We start from the raw sequence: 26,274 nt of genomic DNA, 5'->3' as shown, positions 1-26,274 counted from the left end.
AGATGAAGGAAACCTTCAATGCCGGGGGTCTGGCCGCCAAGGTCAGGACCATGGCCCCGTCCATGACCCGGTCGATGCAGCGCGTCGCGGAGGCCGTTGCCGCGGACCCGGCGGGCTGCTCCCGGCTGACCGTGACGGCGCTCGCGGCCCGTACGGGCACGAGCGAGGCCACCGTGGTGCGCACCGCACGGCTGCTGGGCTACCCCGGCTACCGGGATCTGCGGCTCGCGCTGGCCGCGCTGGCGGCTCGCGAGGAGGCGGGGGCCCCGCCCGCCGTCACCCCGGACATCGCGGTCGGCGACCCGCTGGCCGACGTGGTCGCCAAGCTCGCACTGGACGAGCAGCGGTGCCTGGCCGACACCGCCGCGCAGCTGGACGTGGTCCAGCTGGAGGCGGCGGTGGGCGCGCTGGCCGCCGCCCGCCGCATCGACGTCTACGGGATAGGGGCGTCCAGCCTGGTCGCCCAGGACCTGGTGCAGAAGCTGCTGCGGATCGGCCGGGTCGCACACGCCCTGGGCGACCCGCACCTCACCCTCACCAACGCGGTCCAGTTGCGGCAGGGCGACGTCGCCGTGGCGATCACGCACTCCGGCCACACCCACGACGTGGTCGAACCGCTGCGGGCCGCCTTCGAGCGGGGCGCCACCACGATCGCCGTGACCGGCCGGCCGGACGGCACCGTCACCCACTACGCCGACCACGTGCTGCTCACCTCCAGCGGCCGGGAGAGCGAACTGCGCCCGGCCGCCATGGCCAGCCGCACCAGCCAGCTGCTGGTGGTGGACTGCCTGTTCGTCGGGGTCGCCCAGCGCACGTACGAGACCGCCGCCCCGGCCCTGTCCGCCTCGTACGAAGCCCTCGCCCACCGCCACAGCCCGCGAAGGAACCACCCGCAATGACGCACACCGAGCTCCGCCGCGAGCTGGACCACCTCGCCACCGAGGCCTTCCGGGCCGAGCTCGCCGAGGTCGACCGGCTCCCGACGCTCGACATCGCCCGGCTGATGAACGCGGAGGACACCACCGTCCCGGCCGCCGTCGCGGAGCAACTGCCCGCCATCGCCGCCGCCGTCGACGGCATCGCCGCGCGCATGGCACGCGGCGGCCGCCTGGTCTACGCGGGCGCGGGCACCGCCGGACGGCTCGGCGTGCTCGACGCCAGCGAGTGCCCGCCCACCTTCAACACCGCGCCGGGCAAGGTCCGCGGGCTCATCGCGGGCGGGCCCACCGCGATCGTGGACGCCGTCGAGGGCGCCGAGGACAGCCGGGAACTGGCCGCCGCCGACCTCGACGCGCTCGGGATCGGCCCGGACGACACCGTGGTCGGCGTCTCCGCCTCCGGTCGCACCCCGTACGCCGTCGGCGCGGTGGAGCACGCCCGCGCCCTGGGCGCGCTGACCGTCGGGCTGTCCTGCAACCCGGGCTCCGCGCTGGCCGCCGCGGCCGACCACGGCATCGAGGTCGTCACCGGCCCGGAGTTCCTGACCGGCTCCACCCGGCTGAAGGCGGGTACGGCCCAGAAGCTCGTCCTCAACATGCTGTCGACGATCACGATGATCAGGCTGGGCAAGACCTACGGGAACCTGATGGTCGACGTCCGCGCCTCCAACGAAAAGCTGCGCGCCCGGTCCCGCCGGATCGTGGCCCTGGCCACCGGAGCGCCCGAGGACGAGATCGAGGCGGCGCTCACCGCCGCCGGCGGCGAGGTCAAGAACGCGGTCCTCGTCATCCTGGGCGGCGTGGACGCCCCGTCGGCCGCCCGGCTCCTGGCGGAGGCGGACGGCCATCTGCGCGCGGCACTGCTCGCGGCCGTCGCCGACGGCCGCGGGTGAGGGCGGGGGCTGTCCAGGTGCCCGGGTGCCCCACGTGATCTCCCGCTCCGTCGGTCAGCCGGCCGAGCCGGGCGGCACGACCCATTGGACCGCCTGGTTCGTCACGGCCGCGATGGTGTCGAAATCCGCGTCGTAGTGCAGGACGGTGACCCGGTACCGCTCGGCGGTGGCGGCGATCAGCAGATCCGCGATCGAAGCGGCGCGGTGATGCCCTTTCTCGGCCAGCAGTGCCTGGACCTCGATGGCGCGGGCGCCGATCTCGTCGGTCAGCGGCAGCCATTCGAAACCGCTGCGGGCGGAACGGGCGCGGGCATGATCGGTCGCGTTGCGCGTGCTGTAGAGGATCTCCAGGTCGACCACGGCGCACGTGCTGATCAGGCCGCGCTCGAGCAGGGGCAGCAGAGCCGTTCTCACCACTGGTTGCTTCGCGCGCGCCCAGGCGCTCTTGTCGACCAGATACCGGGTCACCGCCACGCGTCTGCCGTCACTTCGGCGTCCGTGAGATCGTCGAAGGCACCCTCGTCGAGCATCTCGATGAACCGCCGCCGTTTGGCGGCGGCCACGAATTCCGCCAGCGCTCCGTTGACCGTCGCCCGTTTCGTCGTGGTGCCCAGTATCTCCGCAGCCTCTTGGAGCAGTGCGTCATCCACGTCGATCACTGTGCGCATGTTCGCCACCTCCATGGCCGCATTCGTATATCAAGGTAGTCGAAGGGCCTCCGGCAGGGGCGCCGCGTGGAGGACGGCCAGGCCCGAGACCGCGCGGGTGAGAGCGACGTACAGGCGGCGCAGGCCGGTGCGCTCGTCGGGCTCGCCGTCGACGACCGCGGCGGGCTCGTCCAGGACCACGTAGTCGTACTCCAGGCCCTTCGCCAGGGAGGCCGGGACCAGCGTGAGGCGGACCTCGGAGGTGGTCTCTCCCCCTGGCTCCGCCGGGGGGACCCCCACCCCGAGGGTCCGGTACGGCAGCCCGGCCGCCGCCATCGCCTCGGCCAGCGCGGGCAGGCGCGCGTCGGCGGCGATCAGGCCGATCGACCCCTCGCGGTCCAGTGCCTGCCGGCAGGCGGCGAGCACGGCCGGGGTCAGCCCGTCCACCGGGACCTCGGTCACCGAGAAGGCGCCCGGGTTCTCGCGGACGGAGGTCGCCTCCTTCAGCCCGGGTGCGATCTCCGGCAGCAGCCGGGAGGCGTAGGCGATGACCTCCAGCGGGACGCGGAAGCCCTGGGTCAGCTCCTCGATCCGTGCGTCCGGCTTGCCGAGGTGGGTGAGCGCCTCCTGCCAACTCCCGGTCGCCCACGGGGTCGTGCCCTGGGCGAGGTCGCCCAGGACGGTGGCGGAGCCGGTGGAGCAGCGGCGGCCCACCGCCCGGTACTGCATGGGGGAGAGGTCCTGGGCCTCGTCGAGCACGACGTGGCCGAGCGAGGCCGTGCGGTGCACCAGGTCGTTGGCCTCGTCGACCAGCACGGCGTCGGCGGCCGACCACTTCGCGGAGGCGACCGAGCGGGCCGGCTTCTCCCAGAGGATCTCCTTCTGCTCCTCCTCCGTCAGCACGCCGTCCGCGCACGAGGCCAGGAACTCCGGGTCGGACAGCAGCCGCAGCACCGTCTTCGCCGGGTCCACCGGCGGCCACAGCTCCTTCACGGCGGCCTTGACCGCCGCGTTGCGCGCGACCGCGTCCTGCACCCGGTCGTCGGGGGCCTCACCGGCCGCCTCCATCCGGACCAGCACGGCGTGCGCGATCCGCTGCGGCAGCGCCTCGCGGGCGGCGCCGTAGCGGATGTCACGCTCCATCAGCTCGCGTACCAGCTCCTCCAGTTCGTAAGCCGGGATGCGCCAGCGGCGTGAGCCGCGCACCACGACCACCGGTTCGGTGGGCATCCGGATGCCGGAGCGGACCGCGCGCCGCAGCACCTCGGCCATGCGCGCGTCGCCCTTGACGCCCGCGGCGGTCGCCGGGTCGGTGCCCTTGACCGGGACGTGGGCGACCAGGTCGTCGACCGTGGCCTGCTTGACGCTCAGCTCGCCCAGGGCGGGCAGCACCTGCTCGATGTAGTGCAGGAAGGACGCGTTGGGGCCGATGACGAGGGTGCCCGCGCGGGCCAGCCGCTCGCGGTGCGCGTAGAGCAGGTACGCCACCCGGTGCAGGCCGACGGCGGTCTTCCCGGTGCCGGGCGCCCCCTGCACGCACACGGTGCCGCCGACCCCGGCTCGGACGATCTCGTCCTGCTCGGGCTGGATGGTGGCGACGATGTCCCGCATCGGGCCGACACGCGGGCGCTCGATCTCCTGTTGGAGCAGCTTGCTGGAGGTCTGCGCCTCGGCCGGGTCGGTGAGGTGCTCGTCCTCGTAGGCGGTCAGCTCACCGCCCGTGTAGCCGAAGCGGCGGCGCAGTGCGACGTCCTGCGGGTCGGTGCGGGAGGCCCGGTAGAAGGGCTGGGAGACCGGCGCGCGCCAGTCGATGACCATGGGGTCGCCGTCGGCGTCGTGGACGTGGCGGCGGCCGATGTAGAAGCGGTGGCCCACCTCCTCACCGCCGAAGGCCTCCCCTTCCTCGTAGTCGAGGCGGCCGAAGAAGAGCGGGGTGTGCACCAGATCGGCGAGCGCCTTGATGCGGGCGTCGATCTCGGACTGCAGCACCGCGGCGTTCACCCAGTTGGCGGTCACGTCCCGGATGTCGAGGGCCTCGACGTCGGCGCGCATCGCGCGCAGGGCGGAACGGGACGCGGCGAGGTGGGAGCGTTCGCGGTCGAGCGGGTTGTCGGCGGTGAGGGACTGTTCCCCTGGCACGGGTTGCCTCCGGCGGCACGTAGGGCATGGCTCAGCCGGCCCCGGACCGGCGCGCACGGCGGCGCGGGGCGGGGCGCTGTCCTGATACGGATCACGACTCGGGCCGACCGGTTTCCGTCCGGTCGGTGGCGCCGCCCCCTTGGGGGGCGGGCGGCAAGACGAGGGATCCTACGCCTCGGCGACGGGCGGCGCTAACCGCTTCTCCGCCCGTCCGTGGCCCCGACCTCTGCCCAAAGCGTCACACATGCGTACATTGGGGTCATGGCACGACCAGCGGACACCCGCGTCCACGGCAGCACCGCCATCGCCGAGGACACCGGGCACCGGCATCCGGTCCACCCCGTCGGGGACGCCCTGCGCGTGGTCCGGGTCTTCGTCGCCACGACCTTCCGGGTCGTGGTGATGGGCCAGGACGGCGCCGCCGCGCGCGACTGACGCGGCGGGCCGCCCCGGATGCGGCCGTTTACAGCAGCTCGTCCGCGTCGACGATGCGGTACGCGTAGCCCTGCTCGGCCAGGAAGCGCTGCCGGTGCGCGGCGAAGTCCTGGTCGATCGTGTCGCGGGCGACCACGGAGTAGAAGCGGGCCTCGTGGCCGTCCGCCTTCGGCCGCAGCACCCGGCCGAGCCGCTGCGCCTCCTCCTGACGGGAACCGAAGGTGCCCGAGACCTGGATGGCGACCGTCGCCTCCGGAAGGTCGATCGAGAAGTTGGCGACCTTGGAGACCACGAGCACCGAGATCTCGCCCTGCCGGAAGGCCTCGAAGAGCTTCTCGCGCTGCGCGTTCGTCGTCTCGCCCTTGATCACCGGCGCGCCGAGGTGCTCGCCCAGCTCGTCGAGCTGGTCGATGTACTGGCCGATCACCAGCGTCTGCTGCCCCTGGTGCTTGGCCACCAGCGCCTCGGTGACCTTGCGCTTGGTCGCGGTCGTGGCGCAGTACCGGTACTTCTCCTCCGGCTCGGCGGTCGCGTACGCCAGCCGCTCGGAGTCGGTCAGGTTGACCCGCACCTCCACGCAGTCGGCGGGCGCGATGTACCCCTGCGCCTCGATCTCCTTCCACGGCGCGTCGAAGCGCTTGGGCCCGATCAGCGAGAAGACGTCCGACTCGCGGCCGTCCTCGCGTACCAGCGTCGCCGTCAGACCCAGCCGGCGACGTGCCTGCAGGTCCGCGGTGAACTTGAAGACCGGCGCGGGCAGCAGGTGGACCTCGTCGTAGACGATCAGGCCCCAGTCGCGGGAGTCGAACAGCTCCAGGTGCGAGTAGACGCCCTTCCGCTTGGTCGTCAGCACCTGGTACGTGGCGATGGTGACCGGACGGATCTCCTTGCGGGTGCCGCTGTACTCGCCGATCTCGTCCTCGGTCAGCGAGGTCCGCTTGACCAGTTCGTGCTTCCACTGCCGGGCGGAGACCGTGTTCGTCACCAGGATCAGCGTCGTCGCCTTCGCCTGCGCCATCGCGCCCGCGCCCACCAGCGTCTTGCCGGCGCCGCAGGGCAGCACGACCACGCCCGAGCCGCCGTGCCAGAAGCCCTCCACCGCCTGCTCCTGGTAGGGGCGCAGCTTCCAGCCGTTCTGGGCCAGCTCGATCGGGTGCGCCTCGCCGTCCACGTAACCGGCCAGGTCCTCCGCCGGCCAGCCCAGCTTCAGCAGCACCTGCTTGATCTGGCCGCGCTCGGAGGGGTGGACGACCACCGTGTCGGGGTCGAGCCGGGCCCCCACCAGCGGCGCGACCTTCTTCGAGCGGAGGATCTCCTCCAGCACCGGACGGTCCGTGGTGGTCAGCACCAGGCCGTGCGCCGGGTGCTTGCTCAGCGTCAGCCGGCCGTAGCGGGCCATCGTCTCGGCGACGTCCACCAGCAGCGCGTGCGGCACCGGGTAGCGGGAGTACTGCACGAGCGAGTCCACGACCTGCTCCGCGTCGTGCCCGGCGGCGCGGGCGTTCCACAGCCCGAGCGGGGTGATCCGGTAGGTGTGGATGTGCTCGGGCGCCCGCTCCAGTTCCGCGAAGGGGGCGATGGCCCGCCGGCACTCGTCGGCGAGCTCGTGGTCGACCTCCAGGAGCAGGGTCTTGTCGCTCTGGACGATCAGGCAGGACACACAAACCTCCGCGAATGGGCGGGCCGGGACCGGGAAGGGGGCCGGGCTGAACTATCCATGGTCCCGCATCCCGGGAGGGAAACGCCCCGCTCCCCGGGATCGATACCGGGGAGCGGCCCGCGGCCGCCTCGCGACCGCCCCGGGGAGGGTCAGGCCAGGTCGTCGGCGAGCTCGGCGACACCGGTTATCCGGTGCAGCGCGAAGGTGCGGACCTCGTCGGCGGTGTGGTCGTACGCGGTGACGAAACCGCCCTCCACCCGCATCGGGCCGATCACGCGCTGGCTCGCCGCACCCTCCGCGTTGACGTAGCCGATCCACACGGACTCGCCGGTCAGCACCGCCGCCTGCATCGTCGCCAGGGTCTCGGCCGCCGCCGTGCGCGGAAGCCGGCCGTCGCCGTTGCCACCGCCCCCGCCGGGCCGGTCCGCGGGCTCCCGGCGGACCGCGGTCGAGGCGCGGTCACCGGCACGGATCGCCTTCACCGCCGCCCCGAGCAGGGTCCCGTCCGGGACCGGCGGCCCGTCCACCACGGGCACCGGCGCGCTGCGCGGCGGGGTCCGCCGGGCGTCCGCCCGGGTGATCAGCACGTCGCCCTCGGCGGACTCGGCCGCCGGCGCGTGGCCCAGCGCGCGCAGCCGCTCCAGCAGGGTCGCCGGGTCGCTCTGCGCCGCCAGCACCGTCGGCGCGAGGCGGCGCAGCCCGAGGCCGGCCGTCCGGCGATCGGCCAGGATCTCGCTCAGCAGCGCGTCGTCGTCGCAGCGCACGTACGCCGAGGCTGCGCCCACGCGCAGCCGGCCGTGCCGGCGGGCGACGTCGTCCACGAGGTAGCTCAGCGGCTGTGGCACGGGAGTGCGGGAATGCGCCGCGAGGAAGGCGTGCAGGTCGGCGGCGGTGCGCCCGGCGTCCAGCGCCCGGCGCACCGACCCCTGGGTGAAGCGGAACACGGTCGCGCCGCCCTTGGACTCCACGTCGGCCAGCACGTGCAGGGTCTCGGCGAGGTGCGGCTGCAGCGGGCCCGGCGCGACCGCCGTCAGGTCGGCCTGGAGCAGCACATGGTCCAGCGGCTCGGGCAGCAGCGGCCCGAGCAGCGCGGCCGCCGCGTCCCCGGAGCGGCGCAGCAGCGCGCGGCCGTGCGCGGACAGCGCCCCGCGGCCGGTGATCCCCAGCAGCTCCGCCTCCGTTGCCGTCCAGCGCACCAGGTCGGCGCGGAGCGGGTCCATCGCGGCGCCGCCCCGCAGCGGGCGCTCCCAGCGCAGCCGGACCAGCAGCGCGTCCTGGTCCGCCGAGGCGCCCTCGGGGAGCGCGGCCAGCAGCTCCAGCGTCCGCCGGCGCACCTCGGGGGCGAGCGAACGGTCCAGGTCGGGGCCGAGCGCGGCCAGCGCGCGGCCCTTCACGTCCCGCGTGCCGACGACACCCGGCACGCGGGTCGCGGCCAGCCACGCCGTGGCCAGGGCCGCCCACCGGTCCTCGGCGGGCAGCGACAGCCACCCGTCGGCCGCGGGGGTCGGCGCGTAGGCCTCGTCCACCTCCCCGTCCGCGGCGACCAGGCCGGCGGCGTACGCCACCTCGAGCCAGAACGCGGCCAGCGGCTCCGGCACGTCCAGCGCCGTGGCCACCCGCTTCAGGTCCCGCACGCTCAGCCCGCCCGCGCGCAGCACCGCGGGACCGCCGGTCTCCCACTGCTTGAGCAGCTCCTCGACCGTGCGCACCGCCGTGAAGGCCTGGCCCGCGGCCGTCCTGTCCACAACCTGTGGATCGTGCTCCTTCGGCGCCACGTCCGGCGCGACCGGCTCGGGAGCGCGGTGCGCCCGGCCCTCGCGCAGATGCAGGGCCACCTCGCGGGGGAGCACGACGTTGCGCGCCCCGGCCGGCAGCAGCAGCCCCCGCTCCAGCAGCCAGGCAACCGGCGGCGGCGGCACCGTCACGTCCGCCACCTCCCCGTACGGCGGGCCCCACGTCAGCCTGCGCAGCACCGCCCCGGCCTCCGGGGGCGCCCCGTCGAGCAGCGCCGCCATCCGCGGCCGGTCGGCGAACAGCGCCGTCACCGAGCCCACCGCGCTCACCGGGTCGTGCGTCGGCGGCAGTCCCAGCACGGCGAGGATCTGCTGCAGCCGTGTCGGCGACATGCCGGACGTCGCCTCCGCCACTGTCGGCCCGAGCCCGGTCGGCGACGGACTCCCCGCGGCCGGGGCCAGGATGTCGCGCGCGGTGCGCACCAGGCGCAGCCGGTCGTCGCCGCCCCACAGCAGCGCCTGCGCCCGCAGCGCCGCCACGGCCCCGGGCAGCGCCTCCGCCGCTTCCGGGCCCATCAGCGCGGCGAGCGCGTCGTACGGGGCGCCGTCCGGTGCGACGGCCAGGGCCTCCGCGGCCTGCAGCGTGAACCGGTCCAGGCGCTCCAGGGCGCGGACGACGGAGGCACGGGTGCCGGCGCGGGTCGCGAGTTGCGAGAGGTCGTTCGGGACCGGGTTCAGCAGGTCCGGGCGCGCCCGGAGCAGTGCGGACAGCGCGTCGTCGCCGCGGGCGCGCAGATCCTCCGCGAGCGTGCGCGGCGCCGCCGCGGGGCCGTCAGTGCTCATCTCCCCCACATTAGCCCTGCCCGCCCCCAACCCACCGTGGGCGTCGTTCTGCTTTTCCCCAAGCCGCAGCCGGGCGTGGGTGGGCAGGCCGATGTGCACCGTCGGTAGGCCGGGTGCGTCCACCCTTCCCCGGAGTCGGGCCGGGTCGGATGCCGTCCACCCTCCTCCCCGGCCGCTCCCCGCAACCCGGCACCGGGGAACGCCCGGAGGGCGGTAGCGTCGGCGTATGGGTGCGGAGGAGAGCGACCGGTTGGTTCTGGACTACCTCAGCAAGGTGGGGGACCTGGCACAGACCGCCCTGCCGGCGGACCGCCGGCGGGACCTGGTGGCGCGCCTGCGCCAGGACATCGACCGGCAGCGGCACGGCAGCGACAGCCCCGCCGCGGTGCGGCGGATCCTGGGCCGGCTGGGCGCACCCGACGCGGTGGTGCAGGAGGCCGCCGCGGTGCCCGCGCCCCGCGCCCCGGAGGCGCCCGCACCGGCGGAGCCGGAATGGTGGCGGCTGCCCGAGCAGCGCACGCAGGCCCCGTCCCCGTCGCCGGCGCGCAGGCCCCGGCCAGGGGACGAAGTGGACGGGCTGCCCGGCATGACCGGCGGCCTGCTCATCCCCCTCACCCCCGAGGAGGACCCGGAGGCCGCCGCCGACGCCGGTCCGGAGAAACCCGCGCCCGCGCCCGAGCCCGAGGCCCGGCCGGAATCCGCCCCGGCCGCGGTCAAGCGCCGCAGGCGGTGGCGGGCCGGACTCCTGGAGACGGCCGCCGCGCTCCTGCTGCTCGCCGGCGCCGTCCTCGGCTCCTGGATCGCCCTCCTCGCGGGCTGGGCCGTGGCGTACGGTTCACGCCGCCTGTCCCGGCGCGCGTCCCGGTTCGCGGCGCTGGGCCTGCCGGGGCTGATCGCCGGGGCCGCGCTGGTCTGGATCTGGGGCCGCTTCGCAGGCCGGTGGGGCGAGCCGATACCCGAGGGGGGCCTGGACTCCGCGATAGCCGACGTGCTGCCCACGGTCGTGCGGATCGCGGCGGTCGCCTCCGCCGCTTTCCTGCTGTGGAGGGGGAGCGGGGCCGGGCGGCCGCCTCGTTAGAGTGACTGCCATGCCCGCCTCCCTGCCGACATCCCCGTCCCCGATAACGGTCGGTTTCGACCTCGACATGACCCTGATCGACTCACGACCCGGCATCCGGGCCACGTATGAGCGCCTCAGCGAGGAGACCGGGGTCTTCGTCGACGCCGCGCTCGCGGTCACCCGCCTCGGGCCGCCGCTCGACTGGGAGCTGGCGCACTGGTTCCCCGCGGAGGACATTCCCGCGGTCGCCGACCGCTACCGCGCGCTGTACCCCGAGTGCGCCGTCGCCCCGACCCCGGCCATGCCGGGGGCGCGCGAGGCCGTCGCCGCCGTGCACGCCGCGGGCGGCCGGGCCGTCGTGGTCACCGCGAAGCACGAGCCGAACGCCAAGCTGCACCTCACGCACCTGGGCATCGAGGTCGACGAGGTGCGCGGCTGGCTGTGGGCCGAGGCGAAGGCGGAGGCCCTGCTCGAGTACGGCGCGGCGGTCTACGTCGGGGACCACGTCGGCGACGTCGTCGGGGCCCGTACGGCCGGCGCGCTGTCCGTGGCGGTGGCCACGGGCCCGGTCGCCGCGGACGAACTGCGCGCCGCCGGTGCGGACGTCGTGCTCGCAGACCTGACGGAGTTCCCGGCCTGGTTCGCCTCCTACGCCCCGGACCCAGACGCCGTCGCCTGACGGCTCTGCGCCCGCGCGGAGCGCAGCAGCCCGGCCAGGGCCAGCGCGAAGCCGACCCCCATGAGCATCGACACCAGGTAGGCGGCGGTCGGCAGCGGGTCGGAACCCAGGAAGAGCGGGGCCACGGTGGCCAGAGTGCCGAGTGCGCCGAGGACGAAGACGGCGGCGCCGGCGCGCACGAGGAGATCGCCGGGTTTCCGGGTTTCGTTGGTCACCCGACCAGGGTAGATCGCCGGGGGAAGTCGCTGCGCACCGGCCGGATGCCGGTTGGAGCAGTAGGACCACGAAGTCTTGTCACACGCCCCTGGGCCATTAGCCTTATGGCGGCGGGTCTGCCAAGGGACCCGCTGTCTTGCTATCCAAGAGCTTTTTTCTGTCTACAGCGAGGACGAGGTCGGACGTGCCTACCGGCAAGGTCAAGTGGTTCAACAGCGAGAAGGGCTTCGGCTTCCTCTCCCGCGACGACGGCGGTGACGTCTTCGTCCACTCCTCCGTCCTGCCGGACGGCGTGGCCACGCTGAAGCCGGGGCAGCGAGTCGAGTTCGGGGTGGTCGCCGGGCAACGCGGTGACCAGGCGCTGTCGGTGACCCTGCTGGACCCGGCGCCGTCCGTGGCGGCCGCGCAGCGGCGCAAGCCCGACGAACTGCTGCCCATCGTGCAGGACCTCACCACGCTGCTGGAGGACGTCGCCCGCTCGCTGCAGCGCGGCCGATACCCGGACAAGGCCCACGGCCACAAGATCGCCTCCGTGCTGCGCGTCGTCGCCGACCAGCTGGACGTCTGACCTCCGCCCGGGCATCCGCTCACAGATCGAGCGCGTGCGGTCCGAGGGGCGGTACCAGCCCCTCGGCCGCGGCCCGGGTGAGCAGCCCGCGGACCGCCGCGTAGCCCTCCTCGCCGAGCGCCGAGGTGAACTCGTTGACGTACAGCCCGATGTGCTGGTCCGCCACCTTCGGGTCCATCTCCTGCGCGTGCTCCATGACGTAGTCGCGCGAGACCTCGGGCTCGTCCCAGGCCATGTGGACGGAGGTGCGGGCCGCGGCCGCCAGCTCGCGCAGCCGCTCCTCGCCCAGCGAGCGCTTGGCGATGATCGCGCCGAGCGGGATGGGCAGGCTGGTCGTCTGCTCCCAGTGCTCGCCCATGTCCGCGAGCTTGTGCAGCCCGTAGTCCTGGTAGGTGAAGCGCGCCTCGTGGATCACCAGGCCCGCGTCGACCCGGCCGTCCCGCACCGCGGGCATGATCTCGTGGAACGGCAGGACGACGATCTCCCCGACACCGCCCGGCACTTCGGCGGCCGCCCACAGCCGGAACAGCAGGTACGCCGTCGAGCGCTCGCTCGGCACCGCCACCGTCCGTCCGCTCAGGTCGGCGCCCTTGCCCGTGCCCTCGTCCCTGGTCAGCACGAGCGGGCCGCAGCCGCGGCCCAGCGCGCCGCCGGCGGGCAGCAGCGCGTACTCGTCGAGCACATAGGGCAGCACCGCGTACGAGACCTTCAGCACGTCGAACTCGCCGCGCTCGGCCATGCCGTTGGTGATGTCGATGTCCGCGAACGTCACGTCGATCGGCGGCGCGCCCGGGACCAGGCCGTGCGCCCAGGCGTGGAAGACGAAGGTGTCGTTGGGGCACGGGGAGTAGGCGAACCGCAGTGCGCGCTCTTGGCTCATGTCCGGTCTCCAACGTCGAGTACGGCGGGTTGCTTCCCGAGCCGGGCGAACGCGTCGGCGAGCGCGTCGAGCGCCTCCCCGATCCGCCAGGCCGCGCGGTCACGCGGACCCACGGGATTGGACACCGTGCGGACCTCCAGGACGGGCAGCCCGTGTGCCGCGGCCGCCTCCGCGACGCCGAAGCCCTCCATGGCCTCGGCCAGCACCCCTGGATGACGGTCCGTCAGCTCGGCGGTGCGTGCCGCCGTCCCGGTCACCGTCGACACCGTCAGGACCGGCCCGTACCCCGCGCCGAGCGCGTCGGCGACACGGCGGGACAGCGGTCCGGGCGGACGGTGCTCGGAGGTGCCGAAGCCCAGCTCGGCGACCGGGAGGAAGCCCCCCGGGCCCTCCGCGCCCAGGTCGGCCGCCACGACGACGTCGGCGACGACCACCGAACCCACCGGCGCACCGGGCTGGAAGCCGCCGGCGATCCCGGCCGAGACGACCAGCCGGTACTCGGCCGCGGTGAGCGCGGCCGCGGTGCCGGCCGCGGCCGCCGCCGGTCCGACCCCCGCGGCCAGCACGTCCGCGAGCGCGGTGCGCAGCAGGACACGGCCACCGGGTACAGGTGCCTCGGCGGCCGTGCCGCCGAGGCCGCGGACGACCGCGTCGCGTTCCGCCGGGACGGCGGTGACGACGAGCAGGCGGGGCGTCATGTCCGTCGTTCGCGGGCGGTTCAGTCCGCCGTCTTCAGCTTGAACTGCCAGACGCCGAGGTAGTCCTGGGCCTTGCCGGTCTCGATGATGTTGAGGGTGACCTCGCTGGCCGCGGCACCGGACTGCGCGTCGGCGAGCAGCGTCTCGGCGTCGAAGGAGCGGTAGGTGGTGTCCTTCAGCAGCCCCGACTTGCCGGAGGTGCCGGCGGCCACGACCCAGCCCTTCTCGGCGATCGCGGGGTCGACGCCGATCCGCACCTTGTCACCGGGCCGGACCGTGATGGTCTTCTCGGGCTTGCCCTGCAGGCAGGACAGGAAGGCCTGCTCCGTCAGCTTCTTCCCGTCGAGGTAGCACTTGCTGGTGGCCTCGGTGGTCACGGTCCTGTCGCCGACGGTGACGGTCGCCAGGGGGGTCGGCTTCTCGCAGGCGGAGAGGGCGATCAGCCCGAGGGACACGGCACCGAGGGCGGCGGCACGGCGGCGATTGCTCATGAAGGTGAGGCTACCGGGCGGTCACGCTCCCGCTACGCGGGGGGCCCGCTCGTGTCCCCCGGCCCACCCCGCTCACACCGCGCGAGGACGTGCCGCCCGTCCCCGGGCGCCCGTCATCAGGCCGCGGACCGAGAAGGCGACGCCGAGCGCCACCAGGGCCGCCGCCACCGCCATCCCCAGCGTGCCGTTGAGCGGCAGGACGATGCCGATGGCGCCGCCGATCACCCAGGCCATCTGGAGGGCGGTCTCCGAGCGGGCGAACGCCGAGGTGCGCACCTCCTCCGGCACGTCGCGCTGGATGAGGGCGTCCAGCGAGAGCTTGCCCAGCGCCTGCGCGATGCCCGCCGCGGCCGCGACGACGGCGATGGTCAGCACCCCGTACCAGGCCGCGGCCAGGCACGTCGCCGCCAGGGCGGCCGCCAGCGCGCTGATGATGATCCGCTCGGGCCCGCGGGCGCGCAGCCAGGAGCCCAGCGCGGTGCCGAAGGCGTTGCCGGTGCCCGCCGCGACGGCGACCAGGCCCAGCGACACGGGCCCCGACAGGCCGCCCAGCGGATGCTCGCGCAGCAGGAACGCGAGGAAGAGCGTCAGGAACCCCGACAGGGCCCGCAGCGACGTGTTGGCCTGCAGGGCGTGCAGCACCGGACCGCCGACGCTCCGCAGCCCGGGCCGCTTCTCCCGCCACTGCCGGCCCACGCGGTGCGGCTCGACGTCCTCGCCCGCGCTCAGCTCGGCGCGTGCCTCGCCCTTGGCGGAGTCCACCTTGTGCGGGAGGGAGAAGGAGAGCAGCGTCCCGCAGACGAAGACGGCGAAGGCCCCGTACAGCGGCACGCCCGGCCCGATCAGATGGAGCAGCCCGCCGATCGGCGCCGCCACGGCCGTGGCCAGCAGGCCGGTCAGGCTCACCCGGGAGTTCGCCTTCACCAGCGTCGTACGCGCCGGCAGCAGTCGCGGCACCACCGCGCTGCGCACCACGCCGTACGCCTTCGACGCCACGAGCACGCCCAAGGCCGCCGGATACAGCTCCAGTCCGGCGGTCGACACCACCCCGGCCATCGTCCAGGCCAGGATCGCCCGGGCCAGCATCGACATCGCCATCGCGGCGCGCCGCCCGTGCGGGATGCGGTCCAGCAGCGGTCCGACCACCGGGGCCAGCAGCGCGAACGGCGCCATCGTGACGATCAGGTAGAGCGCCACCCGGCCGCGCGCCTCGCCGGTCGGCACGGAGAAGAAGATCGTGCTGGCGAGCGCGACGGTGATCAGCATGTCGCCCGCCGAGTTCACCGCGTGCAGCTCGATCAGCTTCGCCAGGCCCGACTCGCCCGCCCCGCCCGAATGCGTGTGACGCCGCACGCGGCGCACCACGGCGGACGACGTACGCTGCGTGGCACGCGCGACGGCGTTCCCCGCCCTGCGAACCGGTCCCGGGCCGGACGTCACTGTGCGTGCCACGCTCGCCAGTCTGCCCTACCGGGCGGCTTTCCGAACGGGGCGCGCACCGATAGCGTGCGATCGCGCAGAATGGAGTCATCAGGTGCGCCCGTGGACGTACGGGCAGGCAGCGTTTGAAGCGGTCCTCCGGTCCGCTCCGCCACCGCCCCGCCCGACCCTCGGCGGCGCACGCGTAAGACGGCGTAGGAGAGAATCGATTCTTGTGAGTGCTGCGATGCGAAGCCGTACCCCTGACCGCCTGTGCGCCGAGGCGGTCGACCTCGCCCTTGAAGCCGCCGTCGAGGCCTTCGGCGAGAAAGCGGTCGGCGAGCACCTCGGCGCGGTCGCCGAGGCCGACCGTGTCGTGACGCACCTGTTCGACTGCCGCGAGGCCGGCTACCGGGGCTGGCGCTGGGCGGTCACGCTGACGCGCGCCTCCCGCGCCAAGGCGATCACCCTGGACGAGACGGTCCTGGTGCCCGGGCCCGAGGCCGTTCTCGCTCCCGAATGGGTCCCGTGGAGCGAGCGCCTGCGTCCCGGCGACCTCGGCCCCGGCGACCTGCTGCCCACCGAGGCGGAGGACCTGCGCCTGGAGAGCGGCTTCTCCGGTGAGGACGTCCCGCCGCCGAACTCGCCGGTCTCCGAGGAGATGGCCGAGCTGGTCGAGGCCGAGGACGCCGACGTCTCCGGCGGCCCCCCGGCGACCCTGCCGATGGCGCCCACGGTCGGCACGATCGCCGCCGTCGCGGAGGAGATCGGCATGGCGCGGCCGCGCGTGCTGTCCCGCTACGGGCTGCACGTCGCCGCGGACCGCTGGGAGGACGAGTACGGCCCCAAGGCCCCCATGGCCCAGGCCGCCCCCGCCCAGTGCGTCTCCTGCGGCTTCCTCGTCCCCATCGCGGGCTCCCTGCGGCAGGCCTTCGGCGTGTGCGCGAACGAGTTCTCCCCGGCCGACGGACGCGTCGTCTCCCTCGCCTACGGGTGCGGCGCGCACTCCGAGGCCGCGGTCATGCCGAAGACCCCGCGCCCGGCCCCGCCCGTCCTGGACGAGACCGCGGTCGAGCCGCTCCCCCTCCACCCCGACCGCCACGGCTCCGTCGAGGACACCACGCCGGCCGAGGAACTCGGCCACAGCTGACGCCTGACGGCGGCTGTACGGGCCGCGCCCGCGGTGGCGGTTCTCCGGTTCTCCGGTTGCCACGCGCCGCGCCGCGGGCTGCGCCCATGGCCGAGCCGGGGCGCGGCCCCTGCGGGCACCGGCCGCCGGGGCCGCCCGGCCGGGGCTGACCGGTGCCGTGCGGCCGGGCCAGCGGTGGGGGCGGCCCGTAGGTCCGGGCTGCCGCCGTCCCCCGGGGCGCCGGTCCGGTGCCGGTGCTCCCGTCGTCCCCGGGTGCCGCCCGCGCGGTACGACCGGCCGGGGGCGCACGCGGTAGCGTCACTCGCACAGGGCATGCGACAGCGCGTGAGGGAGAAGACGACGTGAGCGGGACCGCGATGGACCGGGGCGCAGATCCGTTCGGGACCGCACGGCTGCGGCGGGCCGTGCTGGACGCGTGGGCCGCGTCGCCCGCCCGGTTCCGGGAGGACGCCAACGCGGAGGAGGACCTCGCGCTCGGCGGCTACCGCGACCGCCTCGTCGTCGAACTGGCCCAGAACGCCGCCGACGCGGCGACCCGCGCCGGGGTGGCCGGCCGGCTGCGGCTGACCCTGCGCGAGGGGGTGCTCGCGGCCGCGAACACCGGGGCACACCTGGACGCCGTGGGCGTGGAGTCCCTGTCGACGCTGCGTGCCAGCGCAAAGCGCGAGGACGGCGACCTGGCCGTCGGCCGCTTCGGTGTCGGCTTCTCGGCCGTGCTCGCGGTCAGCGACGAGCCCGCGATCCTCAGCCGCAGCGGCGGCGTCCGCTGGTCGCTGGCCGAGGCCCGCGACCTCGCGCGGGAGACCGGGGGGCGCTCCTGCGGGCTCACCGACGAACTGCGCCGCCGGGACGGCCATGTACCGCTGCTGCGGCTGCCGCTGCCCGCGGAGGGCACCGCCCCGGACGGCTACGACACGTGCGTCGTGCTGCCGCTGCGCGACGGCGCCGCCGCGGACCTCGCGGCGCATCTGCTCGCCGCGATCGACGACGCCCTGCTGCTGTCCCTGCCCGGCCTGGCCGAGGTGGTCGTGGAGACGCCGGAGGGCGTCCGGACGCTGACCCGTCGTCAGGAGGACGGGCTGACCGTCGTCGAGGACAGCGTCAGCGGCACCACCCGCTGGCGCACGTTGAGCGAGGCGGGTCCGCTGGAGGCGGCACTGCTGGCCGACCGCCCGGTCGAGGAGCGGCTGCGTCCGGTGTGGTCGGTGACCTGGGCCGTCCCGGTGGGCCGGGACGGCGCGCCCGAGCGGCCGCGGACGGCGCCCTTCGTGCACGCCCCGACGCCGACGGACGAGCCGCTCGGGCTGCCCGCGCTGCTCATCGCCTCGCTGCCGCTGGACCCGAGCCGGCGCCGCGCCGCGCCCGGCGCCCTCACCGGCTTCCTGGTCGCGCGGGCGGCCGAGCTGTACGTACGGCTGCTGGCCAACTGGCGGCCGGTCACCGCGGGCATCGTGGACCTGGTGCCCGGACCGCTCGGCAAGGGCGAGCTGGACGCGGAACTGCGCCGCCACGTGCTGGAGCGGCTGCCGCGCACCGCCTTCCTGCCGCGCGCCGCCGACCTCACGGGCACCGGTGAGGAGGACGAACTCCCGCCCGCGCTGCGACCGGTGGAGGCCGAGATCGTCGAGGGCACCGGCGCGGAGACCGTCGGCGTGCTGGCGGAGGTCTTCCCGACGCTGCTTCCGCCCGGGTTGGAACGCCGCCCCGAGCTGCGTGTCCTCGGGGTGGCCCGGCTGCCGCTGGGCGACGCGATCGACCGGCTCGCCGGGGTGGAGCGGCCCGCGGCCTGGTGGCACCGCCTGTACGACTCGCTGGCCGGCACCGACCCGGACCGGCTGAGCGGGCTGCCCGTACCCCTCGCCGACGGGCGTACCGTCGTCGGCCCGCGCCAGGTGCTGCTGCCGCTGCCCGAGATGGACAGCGTCTACGCCGAGGAGGCCGCCCCGGTCAGCACCGGCCTGCCCGCCGCCTCGGAGCTGGCCCGGCTGGGCCTGAAGGTGGCCGACCCGCAGGCCGCGCACCCGCTGCTGGAGAAGCTCGGCGCCACCCCGGCGACCCCGCGCGCCGTCCTCACCACCCCGCAGGTGCGCGCGGCGGTCGCCGCGTCCCTGGACGCCGACGAGGTCTGGGACGAGGACGCGCCCGCGCTGGACGCGGAGGAGCTGGCCGAGGTCGTCCTCGGCCTGGTCCGCGCCGCGAACCTCGCCCCCGGCGACGAGCCGTGGCTGGCCGCGCTGGCCCTCACCGACGACGAGGGCGAGCTCGCCCCGGCCGGTGAGCTGGTGCTGCCGGGCAGCGCCTTCGAACAGGTCATCCGGGAGGGCGAACTCGGCTCCGTCGACGAGGACCTGGCCGCCCGCTGGGGCGAGCAGCCGCTGACCGCGGTGGGCGTTCTGGCCACCTTCGCCCTGGTCAGGGCCACCGACGTGGTGCTCGACCCGGACGAGCTGGAGCCTCGCGAGGGCGACTGGGCCGAGCCGGACGACGCCGGGCTGCTCGACGCTGTCGACGTCTGGTGCGAGGACGTCCTCGACCAGCTGCCGGACACCGACGTGCCGCCGGTCGCCACCGAGATCGTCGCCGTGCGCGACCTCGACCTCGTCGACGACGACGCGTGGCCGCAGGCGCTGGCCATGCTCTCCGTGCCGCCGCTGCGCGACGCGGTCACGCAGCCGGTGCGGGTCCTGCTGCCGGACGGCCGCACGGAGTCCGTGCGGCCCTACACCGCCTGGTGGCTGCGCGACCACCCGGTGCTCGACGGCCGCCGCCCGGTCGGCCTGCGCGCCGCCGGCGGCGACCCGCTGCTCGCCGGGCTGTACGAGGACGCCGAGGCCGGGGCCGTGGACGACCAGGTGCTGCGTGCCCTGGGCGTGCGCACGTCCGCCGCCGCCCTGCTGGACGAGCCGGGCGGCGGCGCCGAACTGCTCGCCCGTCTCGCCGACCCGGACTCCGCCGTCACCCCGGCCCAGCTGCACCGGCTCTACTCCGAGCTGGCCACCCTCGACCCCGAGCAGGTCACCCTCCCCGATGAGCTGCGGGCCGTCGTCGACGGGCGCGAGCCGCGGGTGGCCGACGCCGGGGACGCCCTCGTCGCGGACGCGCCCGACCTGCTCCCGCTCACCGCGGGCGTGCCGCTGCTCCCGGTGCCGCCGGTCCGCGCCGCCGCGCTGGCGGAGCTGTTCCAGGTGCGCCGGCTCAGCGAGGCCTTCGACGCCCGGGTCGTCTCGGAGGGGGAGCCGCACGACGTCGCGGACGCGGTCCGCGAGCTGCTGCCGGGCGTCCCCGTCTCCTATGTCGAGCACGAGGAACTGCTGGTCAGGGCCCCCGACGGCAGCACCGTCGAGCTCGACTGGCGGTGGACCGACGGCACCTTGCACGCCGCAACGCTGGAAGGCGTCGCCGCCGGTCTGGCGTGGGCGGCCGGCGCCTGGCAGCGCCGCTTCGAGGTGGCCGCGCTCCTGGAGGACCCGACCCGCACGGAGGAGCTGGCCCGGGACCGCTGGTTCGACTGAGCCGGCAGGGACCGGAGTGTCCGTCGTCACACCGGGACATGTGGAGAAAAGGTGTTCATGGAACAGCGGTTCGCGCGTATGTTCTCTCTCACCATTTGAGACGCCGCGTCAGGGGGGTACGACGGGCGTCGCTTCTTCTGGGGGTTCTCACGCATGCGTATTCGCGCCACTGTGGCGGCCGTTTCCGGCGCCCTGGCCCTCGCCTCGCTGGCCGTCCCGGCCGCGCAGGCCTCCGGCAAGCCGGGCGCCTCCGATCTGCGGACCTTCGCCGCCAAGGCGGCGGCGGACGAGGTCGTGGGTGATACCAGGATCACCAAGGTCGTCGTCAACGGCGGCAACGAGATCGTCCTCGGGACGACCGCCACGAAGACCGTCACCGTCGCGGTGACCGCCACCGACCCGTCCGGCATCGACGACGTGTTCGCCGTGCTCTGGCACGGCACCGACCTGGAGACCCCCGGGACTGTGGACGGCGGCGTGGTGCAGAACGAGGACCGGGCCAAGTGCTCCGTCTCCTCCACGTCTCCCGCGGTCTCGACCTGCAAGCTGACCTTCACGTTCGACCCGGTGGTCGACCTCTGGAAGAACGAGCTGGCCGGCACCTGGAAGGTGGCCGTCGGCGCCCTGGCCAAGGACGAGGACGGGGTCCTCGAGAACGCGGTCACCACCACGAAGGTCAAGCGCAACGCCAGGGTCACGGTCAACGCCTCGCCGGAGCCGGTGAAGAAGGGCAGGACCATCACCGTCACGGGCAAGCTCACGCGGGCCAACTGGGCGACGTCCAAGTACGCCGGCTACACGAGCCAGTCCGTGCAGCTGCAGTTCCGCAAGAAGGGCACCAGCACCTACAAGACGGTCAAGACCGTCAAGTCCAGCAGCACCGGTGCCCTGAAGACGACCGTCAAGGCGTCCACCGACGGCTACTGGCGCTACAACTTCCTCGGCACCTCGACGACCGGCAAGGCGGTCAGCACGGCCGACTTCGTCGACGTGAAGTAGCCCCGCCGCGGCACCACGAGGCGCCGGGACCCCTCAGCGGGGTCCCGGCGCCTCGTGCTTGCCCGGCGCGGTGGCGCCGTCGTCCGTGCGGCGGACGCGGCGCCAGACCAGCTCCAGCAGGACCGAGGCGGCCGCCGCCACGGCGACGGCCGTCCAGGGGCCCCGGGTGCCGACCAGACGGAGGGCGAAGAACTCCTGCAGCCACGGGGTGACCAGGACGACCAGGAAGCCCGCGGCCATGGCGAGGACCAGGCCGATCCGCCCCCAGGTGTAGGGGCGCGCGACGAGTGCCAGCACCCACATCGCGACGAGGAAGAGGGTCAGCGTCGCGGCGCTGGTCTCCGCCTCCAGCGCCCCGGCGCCGCGGTAGTGGTGGCGGGCGAGGATGTACGTCACGAAGGTGGCGACGCCCGCGATCACCCCGGCGGGCAGGGAGTAGCGCATGACCCGGCGCACGAAGTGCGGCTGGGCGCGCTCCTTGTTGGGGGCCAGGGCGAGGAAGAAGGCGGGGACGCCGATGGTCAGCGTGGACAGCAGCGTCAGGTGCCGCGGGAGGAACGGGTAGGGCGCGTGCCAGATGATGACCAGCAGGGCGAGCAGCACCGAGTAGACGGTCTTGGTGAGGAAGAGCGTCGCCACGCGTGTGATGTTGCCGATGACGCGGCGGCCCTCGGCCACGACCGAGGGGAGCGCCGAGAAGCTGTTGTCGAGCAGCACGATCTGCGCCACCGCCCGGGTCGCCTCGGAGCCCGAGCCCATGGCGACGCCGATGTCCGCGTCCTTGAGGGCGAGCACGTCGTTGACGCCGTCCCCGGTCATCGCCACGTTGTGGCCGCCGGACTGGAGCGCGCCCACCATCTCCCGCTTCTGCCGCGGGGTGACGCGCCCGAAGACCGTGCCCCGGTCGAGTTCGGCCGCCATCCGAGCGGGGTCGGCCGGCAGCCTGCGGGCGTCGACCGTCCGCTCGGCGCCGGGCAGCCCCAGTTTGCCGGCGACGGCGCCGACGGAGACCGCGTTGTCGCCGGAGATGACCTTGGCGTGCACGTTCTGCTCGGCGAAGTAGCGCAGGGTGTCGGCGGCGTCGGGGCGCAGCCGCTGCTCCAGGACGACCAGCGCGGCCGGAGCCGCCGAGGCGCCCACCGCCGGGTCGCCGAGGTCCGTCCCCGCACGGGCGAGCAGCAGCACCCGCAGACCCTGGGCGTTGAGGCCGTCGACCTCGCCGAGCGCCCGGTCGCCGGAGGGGAGCAGCACGTCGGGGGCGCCGAGCAGCCAGGTGCTGCGCTCCCCGCCCGGTTCGGTGAACGCGGCGCCGCTGTACTTGCGGGCGGAGGAGAAGGGCAGCGCGTCCGTGACGTGCCAGCCGTCGTCCGGGGCGGGGAAGGCCGCGGCCACGGCGGCCAGCGTGGGGTTGGGACGAGGGTCGGCGGAGCTGACCGCGCCGAGCACCTGCCGTACGTAGGGCTCCGCCACGCCGTCCAGCATCCGCAGCTCGGCGACGTCCATCCCGCCCTCGGTGAGCGTGCCGGTCTTGTCCAGGCACACCACGTCCACCCGGGCCAGCCCCTCGATCGCGGGCAGCTCCTGGACCAGGCACTGCTTGCGGCCCAGCCGGACCACACCGATGGCGAAGGCCACCGAGGTGAGCAGGACCAGTCCCTCGGGCACCATCGGCACGATCCCGCCGACCATGCGGCGGACCGCCTCGCGCCAGTCGTTGTCCTCCAGCACGAGCTGGCTGACGATCAGGCCGATCGCGGTGGGGACCATCATCCACGTGACGTACTTGAGGATCTGGCTGATGCCGCTGCGCAGTTCGGAGTGGACGAGGGTGAAGCGGCTCGCCTCCTCCGCGAGTTGCGCGGCGTAGGCCTCCCGGCCGACCTTGGTCGCGGTGAAGGCCCCGCCGCCCGCGACGACGAAGCTGCCGGACATCACGGGGTCGCCGGGGCGCTTGACGACCGGGTCGGCCTCGCCGGTGAGCAGTGACTCGTCGACCTCCAGGCTGTCGGCCTCGGTCATCTCGCCGTCGACCACCACCTTGTCGCCCGGCCCGAGTTCGATGAGGTCGCCGAGGACGATCTCGGAGGTGGAGACCCGGGTGGCGACCCCGTCCCGGCGGACGGCGGGTTTCGCCTCCCCGATCACGGCGAGCCCGTCCAGGGTCTTCTTGGCGCGCCACTCCTGGAAGATGCCGATGCCGGTGTTGGCGATGATGACGAAGCCGAACAGGCCGTCCTGGATCGGGCCGACCACCAGGATGATCAGGAAGAGCACCCCGATGATCGCGTTGAAGCGGGTGAATACGTTCGAGCGGACGATCTCGGCCAGCGAGCGGGAGGAGCGCACCGGGACGTCGTTGACCTCGCCCCGCGCGACCCGCTCCGCCACCTCGGCAGCGGTCAGCCCGCCGGGCGTCGCCGGTCGCGTCCCGGCCGCCTCCCGCTGCGTACGTTCCGTCATGGCTTCGACGGTACGTGGGGGGCGGCGCCCGCGGCGCGGTGAGGGGCCGCTCTCGGGGACATCTCCGGGGCGCCGTACGACCGGGGGCGTAGCCGCCGGGGAGGGCCCGTGCGGACGGGCCCGGAAGCCGAACCCCGACGCGGAGCCCGGCGGAGCCCGGACGTGCGGGTTCCGGCTCAGTCCTGTCCGGCGTCCTGCGCGGCGCGGGCCCGCGCTATGGCGTCCCGGCGGGCGCGCACGTACCAGAGGCCGACGAGCCCGAGGCCGCCGCCGGCCAGGCAGGTCCAGATCCACCAGGTGTGGCCGTGGTCGGAGTACCAGCCGTAGAAGGGGAGCTGGACGAGGAAGAGCGCGAACCAGACGACCGTCCCGACGGTGACGGTCGCGACGTCGTTCGCCTCCAGTGGCTCGGGTGCCTCACGCAACCCGGTCGTCCCCTTGTCGGGGCTGCTGCTGCTCATAGCGCACAGCGTACCCAGTGCCCCAGCAGGGTCTACGCGCGGAGATAGCGTTGGCGGTGCTCATATGTTCATACTGAAACAGTCCGAGACTGGCCGGTTTCAGTCGTAGGAACATCCAAAAGCTCCCCCCACGCAAGGACCCGCATGTCCCTGTCGACCACCGCCAAGGTCGTGCCCAGCTCCCCGACCCCGCCCCCGGCGCCCGCCCACGGCGCGCTCGACCGGTTCTTCCGGATCACCGAGCGGGGGTCCTCGATCCCCCGGGAGATCCGCGGTGGTCTGGCCACCTTCTTCGCGATGGCCTACATCATCGTCCTGAACCCGATCATCCTCAGCTCGGGCGTGGACAAGTACGGCCACCACCTCGACGGCGGCCAGCTGGTCACCGCCACCGTCGTGACCGCCGCCTTCACCACCCTGCTCATGGGCGTCATCGGCAACGTGCCGATCGCGCTCGCCGCGGGCCTCGGTGTGAACAGCATCGTCGCGCTCCAGCTCGCGCCCAAGATGAGCTGGCCGGACGCGATGGGCATGGTGGTCCTCGCCGGTCTCGCGATCATGGTGCTGGTCGCCACGGGCCTGCGGGAGCGGGTGATGAGCGCGGTGCCGCTCGGTCTGCGCAAGGCGATCGCCATCGGCATCGGCCTGTTCATCGTGCTGATCGGCCTGGTCGACTCCGGCTTCGTGACCCGCATCCCGGACGCCGCGCACACCACCGTCCCGCTGCAGCTGGGCGCGGGCGGCCATCTGACCGGCTGGCCGGTGCTGATCTTCATCCTCGGTGTGCTGCTGACCCTCGGGCTGATGATCCGCAAGGTGCCCGGCGCCATCCTGATCAGCATCGTCGCGATGACGCTGCTCGCGCTCGTCGTGGACGCCGTGGCGGACGTCAAGGGCGCCGCGTGGGGCCTCACCGTCCCGCAGTGGCCCGGCAACCCGGTCGCGAGCCCCGACTTCGGGCTGATCGGCAAGGTGAGCCTGTTCGGCGGCTTCCGGGAGGTCGGTGTCCTCACCGGCGTCCTCTTCGTCTTCACGGTGCTGCTGAGCTGCTTCTTCGACGCGATGGGCACCATCCTCGGCGTCAGCGACGAGGCGCACCTGCTGGACTCCAAGGGCGACCTGCCCGGGATGAGCCGGGTCCTGATGGTCGACGGCGTCGCGACCGCGGCGGGCGGCTTCGCCTCCTGCTCGGCCAACACCTGCTACGCGGAGTCCACCGCCGGCGCCGGCGAAGGGGCGCGCACCGGCCTCGCCTCGATCGCCACCGGGCTGCTCTTCGTCGTCGCCCTGTTCTTCGCGCCGCTGGCCACGATGGTTCCGGCGCAGGCGGCCACTCCCGCGCTGGTCGCGGTGGGCTTCCTGATCATGGCCGGCAGCGTCCGGGAGATCGACTGGAGCGACCACACGATCGCGGTCCCGGCGTTCCTGACGATGCTGCTGATGCCGTTCACGTACTCGATCACCAACGGGATCGGCATCGGGTTCATCACCTTCTGCGTGCTGCGGCTGGTGGCGGGGCGCGGCCGTGAGGTGCCGCCCGCGCTCTACGCGGTGTCGGCGGTATTCGCCTTCTACTACCTGATGCCGGCGCTGGGGCTGACGTAACCGGCCGTGTAGAACTGCTCCGTCTCGTCGACGGAGGCCTTCAGCCGCTCGTCGAAGTCATCGCGGATGAGCGTCCGGACGATGTAGTCCTGGACGCTCATCCCGCGTTTCGCGGCGTGAGCCTGGAGACGGTCCAGCAGGTCCCCGTCTATGCGCATGCTGAGCACTCTCGAAGCCATGGCCCAAGGGTCCGGCGGGCCCCGTGGAGCATGCGTCGTTTTCGGGGCGGAACTCACCCGGATGGGTGACTTCCTTGACGAATGCGTTTGGACGCGGCACCGCTCCGGCAATTTTTATTTAGCGTAAGTAATGAGCTAGTCTAATGAACGTGACCGAACTGTCCGAGGACGACCGCACAGCGGTGAACACGCTGCGCGGTGCCGTGATGCGGCTCTCCCGCAGACTGCGCCACCAGCGGGTCGACGAGTCGCTGAGCCCGACGGAGATGTCCGTGCTGGGCACCCTCGCGCGCTGCGGGTCCGCCACCCCCGGTGAGCTGGCCCGCAAGGAGCACGTACAGCCGCCGTCCATGACGCGGATCGTGGCCATGCTCGAGTCCAAGGGCCTGGTGCACCGGGACCCGCACCCGGACGACCGCCGCCAGGTCGTCGTCCGGCAGACCGAGCAGGCGGAGACGATGCTCGAGGAGAGCCGGGCGCGCCGCAACGCGTTCCTGGCCGAACTCATGGCCACCCTCTCGGAGGAGGAACGCGCCGTGCTCAGGGAGGCGGCGCCCGTCCTGGAGAAGCTCGCTCACGCCGACGCAAGGAACCGATGACGAGGAGGCG

The 26,274-nt window shown here is 74.0% G+C and carries 24 protein-coding genes; 11 read left to right on the top strand and 13 right to left on the bottom strand.

The features are described 5' to 3' along the window. Positions 1–2: 2 nt before the first annotated feature. Together B085_RS0118355 and murQ are read left to right on the top strand one after the other, a co-directional pair. A complete protein-coding gene (locus tag B085_RS0118355) occupies positions 3–899 on the top strand; it encodes a MurR/RpiR family transcriptional regulator (RefSeq protein WP_026251173.1) in 897 nt (298 codons plus the stop codon). Next, on the top strand, positions 896–1,831 hold the full coding sequence (murQ, locus tag B085_RS0118350; RefSeq protein ID WP_018560033.1) for an N-acetylmuramic acid 6-phosphate etherase: 936 nt from the start codon (positions 896–898) through the stop codon (positions 1,829–1,831). Before B085_RS0118355 ends, murQ begins: the two co-directional genes overlap by 4 nt. Positions 1,832–1,885: 54 nt before the next feature. Here the strand turns inward: murQ and B085_RS0118345 are convergent, their stop codons facing one another. The 3 genes from B085_RS0118345 to B085_RS42860 are packed head-to-tail and all read right to left on the bottom strand — an operon-like array spanning position 1,886 to position 4,617. Further along, positions 1,886–2,299 (bottom strand): PIN domain nuclease, encoded by a 414-nt coding sequence (locus B085_RS0118345; RefSeq protein ID WP_324603868.1) that lies wholly within the window; start codon positions 2,297–2,299, stop codon positions 1,886–1,888. Further along, positions 2,296–2,514: a type II toxin-antitoxin system VapB family antitoxin gene (locus B085_RS0118340; protein WP_018560031.1), complete on the bottom strand. Its 219-nt coding sequence runs from the start codon at positions 2,512–2,514 to the stop codon at positions 2,296–2,298. Before B085_RS0118340 ends, B085_RS0118345 begins: the two co-directional genes overlap by 4 nt. Before the next feature lie 15 nt (positions 2,515–2,529). After that, on the bottom strand, positions 2,530–4,617 hold the full coding sequence (locus B085_RS42860; protein ID WP_018560030.1) for a HelD family protein: 2,088 nt from the start codon (positions 4,615–4,617) through the stop codon (positions 2,530–2,532). A 261-nt stretch (positions 4,618–4,878) separates the two neighbouring features. Here B085_RS42860 and B085_RS50070 point away from each other — a divergent pair, with 261 nt between their 5' ends. After that, the gene (locus tag B085_RS50070; RefSeq protein WP_018560029.1) at positions 4,879–5,052 is read left to right on the top strand and encodes a hypothetical protein; all 174 of its coding nucleotides are present in this window, start codon (positions 4,879–4,881) and stop codon (positions 5,050–5,052) included. Between the two features lie 28 nt (positions 5,053–5,080). On the opposite strand, the gene B085_RS0118325 is transcribed toward B085_RS50070, so the two are convergent. Together B085_RS0118325 and B085_RS0118320 are read right to left on the bottom strand one after the other, a co-directional pair. Then, a complete protein-coding gene (locus B085_RS0118325) occupies positions 5,081–6,712 on the bottom strand; it encodes a DNA repair helicase XPB (protein WP_018560028.1) in 1,632 nt (543 codons plus the stop codon). A 149-nt stretch (positions 6,713–6,861) separates the two neighbouring features. Beyond that, on the bottom strand, positions 6,862–9,288 hold the full coding sequence (locus B085_RS0118320; RefSeq protein ID WP_018560027.1) for a helicase C-terminal domain-containing protein: 2,427 nt from the start codon (positions 9,286–9,288) through the stop codon (positions 6,862–6,864). Positions 9,289–9,514: 226 nt separating this feature from the next. On the opposite strand from B085_RS0118320, the gene B085_RS0118315 reads away from it, so the two are divergent. Next, the gene (locus B085_RS0118315; RefSeq protein WP_018560026.1) at positions 9,515–10,366 is read left to right on the top strand and encodes an HAAS signaling domain-containing protein; all 852 of its coding nucleotides are present in this window, start codon (positions 9,515–9,517) and stop codon (positions 10,364–10,366) included. A gap of 10 nt (positions 10,367–10,376) precedes the next feature. After that, positions 10,377–11,027 (top strand): HAD family hydrolase, encoded by a 651-nt coding sequence (locus B085_RS0118310; RefSeq protein ID WP_018560025.1) that lies wholly within the window; start codon positions 10,377–10,379, stop codon positions 11,025–11,027. Here the strand turns inward: B085_RS0118310 and B085_RS0118305 are convergent. Continuing rightward, complete coding sequence (locus B085_RS0118305) at positions 10,997–11,242, bottom strand: hypothetical protein (RefSeq protein WP_026251172.1); 246 nt, start codon at positions 11,240–11,242, stop codon at positions 10,997–10,999. The genes B085_RS0118310 and B085_RS0118305 overlap by 31 nt on opposite strands. Positions 11,243–11,427: 185 nt before the next feature. Here B085_RS0118305 and B085_RS51670 point away from each other — a divergent pair, with 185 nt between their 5' ends. Continuing rightward, positions 11,428–11,811, top strand: a complete 384-nt coding sequence (locus tag B085_RS51670; RefSeq protein ID WP_018560023.1) for a cold-shock protein — start codon at positions 11,428–11,430, stop codon at positions 11,809–11,811. 19 nt (positions 11,812–11,830) lie between these two features. On the opposite strand, the gene B085_RS0118295 is transcribed toward B085_RS51670, so the two are convergent. From B085_RS0118295 to B085_RS0118280, 4 genes are all read right to left on the bottom strand, one after another. Then, the gene (locus B085_RS0118295; protein WP_018560022.1) at positions 11,831–12,691 is read right to left on the bottom strand and encodes a 1,4-dihydroxy-6-naphthoate synthase; all 861 of its coding nucleotides are present in this window, start codon (positions 12,689–12,691) and stop codon (positions 11,831–11,833) included. Beyond that, positions 12,688–13,389, bottom strand: coding sequence for a futalosine hydrolase (locus B085_RS0118290; protein ID WP_018560021.1), 702 nt, complete (start codon positions 13,387–13,389; stop codon positions 12,688–12,690). Before B085_RS0118290 ends, B085_RS0118295 begins: the two co-directional genes overlap by 4 nt. Positions 13,390–13,409: 20 nt before the next feature. After that, positions 13,410–13,880: a hypothetical protein gene (locus B085_RS0118285; RefSeq protein WP_018560020.1), complete on the bottom strand. Its 471-nt coding sequence runs from the start codon at positions 13,878–13,880 to the stop codon at positions 13,410–13,412. 72 nt (positions 13,881–13,952) lie between these two features. Further along, the gene (locus B085_RS0118280; protein ID WP_420706603.1) at positions 13,953–15,332 is read right to left on the bottom strand and encodes an MFS transporter; all 1,380 of its coding nucleotides are present in this window, start codon (positions 15,330–15,332) and stop codon (positions 13,953–13,955) included. A 214-nt stretch (positions 15,333–15,546) separates the two neighbouring features. Here B085_RS0118280 and B085_RS0118275 point away from each other — a divergent pair, with 214 nt between their 5' ends. From B085_RS0118275 to B085_RS0118265, 3 genes are all read left to right on the top strand, one after another. Further along, positions 15,547–16,449, top strand: a complete 903-nt coding sequence (locus B085_RS0118275; protein WP_018560018.1) for a DUF3027 domain-containing protein — start codon at positions 15,547–15,549, stop codon at positions 16,447–16,449. Positions 16,450–16,805: 356 nt separating this feature from the next. Further along, the gene (locus tag B085_RS0118270; protein ID WP_037731931.1) at positions 16,806–19,961 is read left to right on the top strand and encodes a sacsin N-terminal ATP-binding-like domain-containing protein; all 3,156 of its coding nucleotides are present in this window, start codon (positions 16,806–16,808) and stop codon (positions 19,959–19,961) included. A 153-nt stretch (positions 19,962–20,114) separates the two neighbouring features. After that, entirely contained in the window at positions 20,115–20,960 is an 846-nt protein-coding gene (locus B085_RS0118265) for a hypothetical protein (protein WP_026251169.1), read from the top strand. Between the two features lie 33 nt (positions 20,961–20,993). Here the strand turns inward: B085_RS0118265 and B085_RS0118260 are convergent, their stop codons facing one another. Next, positions 20,994–23,420 carry an HAD-IC family P-type ATPase gene (locus B085_RS0118260; RefSeq protein WP_018560015.1) on the bottom strand — a complete coding sequence of 809 codons (2,427 nt, stop codon included), beginning with the start codon at positions 23,418–23,420 and terminating at the stop codon, positions 20,994–20,996. 176 nt (positions 23,421–23,596) lie between these two features. Further along, complete coding sequence (locus B085_RS0118255; RefSeq protein ID WP_051102091.1) at positions 23,597–23,881, bottom strand: DUF2530 domain-containing protein; 285 nt, start codon at positions 23,879–23,881, stop codon at positions 23,597–23,599. A 144-nt stretch (positions 23,882–24,025) separates the two neighbouring features. Here B085_RS0118255 and B085_RS0118250 point away from each other — a divergent pair, with 144 nt between their 5' ends. Beyond that, a complete protein-coding gene (locus B085_RS0118250) occupies positions 24,026–25,486 on the top strand; it encodes an NCS2 family permease (protein WP_018560013.1) in 1,461 nt (486 codons plus the stop codon). Here B085_RS0118250 and B085_RS0118245 read toward each other — a convergent pair. Continuing rightward, positions 25,456–25,665 carry a hypothetical protein gene (locus B085_RS0118245; RefSeq protein ID WP_018560012.1) on the bottom strand — a complete coding sequence of 70 codons (210 nt, stop codon included), beginning with the start codon at positions 25,663–25,665 and terminating at the stop codon, positions 25,456–25,458. The genes B085_RS0118250 and B085_RS0118245 overlap by 31 nt on opposite strands. Positions 25,666–25,808: 143 nt before the next feature. Between B085_RS0118245 and B085_RS0118240 the strand changes: the two genes are divergently transcribed. After that, on the top strand, positions 25,809–26,264 hold the full coding sequence (locus B085_RS0118240) for a MarR family winged helix-turn-helix transcriptional regulator (RefSeq protein WP_018560011.1): 456 nt from the start codon (positions 25,809–25,811) through the stop codon (positions 26,262–26,264). Positions 26,265–26,274: the final 10 nt, after the last annotated feature.

The sequence above is a fragment of the Streptomyces sp. BoleA5 genome (assembly GCF_000373665.1).
In the GTDB taxonomy this organism is placed as follows: domain Bacteria; phylum Actinomycetota; class Actinomycetes; order Streptomycetales; family Streptomycetaceae; genus Actinacidiphila.
Note: the sequence above shows the minus strand (reverse complement) of the source record. Positions and strands in the feature narration are given on the sequence as shown.

What these genes read in the sequence shown, in the direction of transcription:
- B085_RS50070 (WP_018560029.1), top strand. Translation starts at nt 4,879, where the DNA reads ATGGCACGACCAGCGGACACCCGCGTCCACGGCAGCACCGCCATCGCC.
- B085_RS0118245 (WP_018560012.1), bottom strand. Translation starts at nt 25,665, where the DNA reads ATGGCTTCGAGAGTGCTCAGCATGCGCATAGACGGGGACCTGCTGGAC.
- B085_RS0118355 (WP_026251173.1), top strand. Translation starts at nt 3, where the DNA reads ATGAAGGAAACCTTCAATGCCGGGGGTCTGGCCGCCAAGGTCAGGACC.
- B085_RS0118320 (WP_018560027.1), bottom strand. Translation starts at nt 9,288, where the DNA reads ATGAGCACTGACGGCCCCGCGGCGGCGCCGCGCACGCTCGCGGAGGAT.
- B085_RS0118310 (WP_018560025.1), top strand. Translation starts at nt 10,377, where the DNA reads ATGCCCGCCTCCCTGCCGACATCCCCGTCCCCGATAACGGTCGGTTTC.
- B085_RS0118295 (WP_018560022.1), bottom strand. Translation starts at nt 12,691, where the DNA reads ATGAGCCAAGAGCGCGCACTGCGGTTCGCCTACTCCCCGTGCCCCAAC.
- murQ (WP_018560033.1), top strand. Translation starts at nt 896, where the DNA reads ATGACGCACACCGAGCTCCGCCGCGAGCTGGACCACCTCGCCACCGAG.
- B085_RS0118340 (WP_018560031.1), bottom strand. Translation starts at nt 2,514, where the DNA reads ATGGAGGTGGCGAACATGCGCACAGTGATCGACGTGGATGACGCACTG.
- B085_RS0118285 (WP_018560020.1), bottom strand. Translation starts at nt 13,880, where the DNA reads ATGAGCAATCGCCGCCGTGCCGCCGCCCTCGGTGCCGTGTCCCTCGGG.
- B085_RS0118255 (WP_051102091.1), bottom strand. Translation starts at nt 23,881, where the DNA reads ATGAGCAGCAGCAGCCCCGACAAGGGGACGACCGGGTTGCGTGAGGCA.
- B085_RS0118270 (WP_037731931.1), top strand. Translation starts at nt 16,806, where the DNA reads ATGGACCGGGGCGCAGATCCGTTCGGGACCGCACGGCTGCGGCGGGCC.
- B085_RS0118265 (WP_026251169.1), top strand. Translation starts at nt 20,115, where the DNA reads ATGCGTATTCGCGCCACTGTGGCGGCCGTTTCCGGCGCCCTGGCCCTC.
- B085_RS0118290 (WP_018560021.1), bottom strand. Translation starts at nt 13,389, where the DNA reads ATGACGCCCCGCCTGCTCGTCGTCACCGCCGTCCCGGCGGAACGCGAC.
- B085_RS0118275 (WP_018560018.1), top strand. Translation starts at nt 15,547, where the DNA reads ATGCGAAGCCGTACCCCTGACCGCCTGTGCGCCGAGGCGGTCGACCTC.
- B085_RS0118250 (WP_018560013.1), top strand. Translation starts at nt 24,026, where the DNA reads ATGTCCCTGTCGACCACCGCCAAGGTCGTGCCCAGCTCCCCGACCCCG.
- B085_RS0118260 (WP_018560015.1), bottom strand. Translation starts at nt 23,420, where the DNA reads ATGACGGAACGTACGCAGCGGGAGGCGGCCGGGACGCGACCGGCGACG.
- B085_RS0118315 (WP_018560026.1), top strand. Translation starts at nt 9,515, where the DNA reads ATGGGTGCGGAGGAGAGCGACCGGTTGGTTCTGGACTACCTCAGCAAG.
- B085_RS0118240 (WP_018560011.1), top strand. Translation starts at nt 25,809, where the DNA reads ATGAACGTGACCGAACTGTCCGAGGACGACCGCACAGCGGTGAACACG.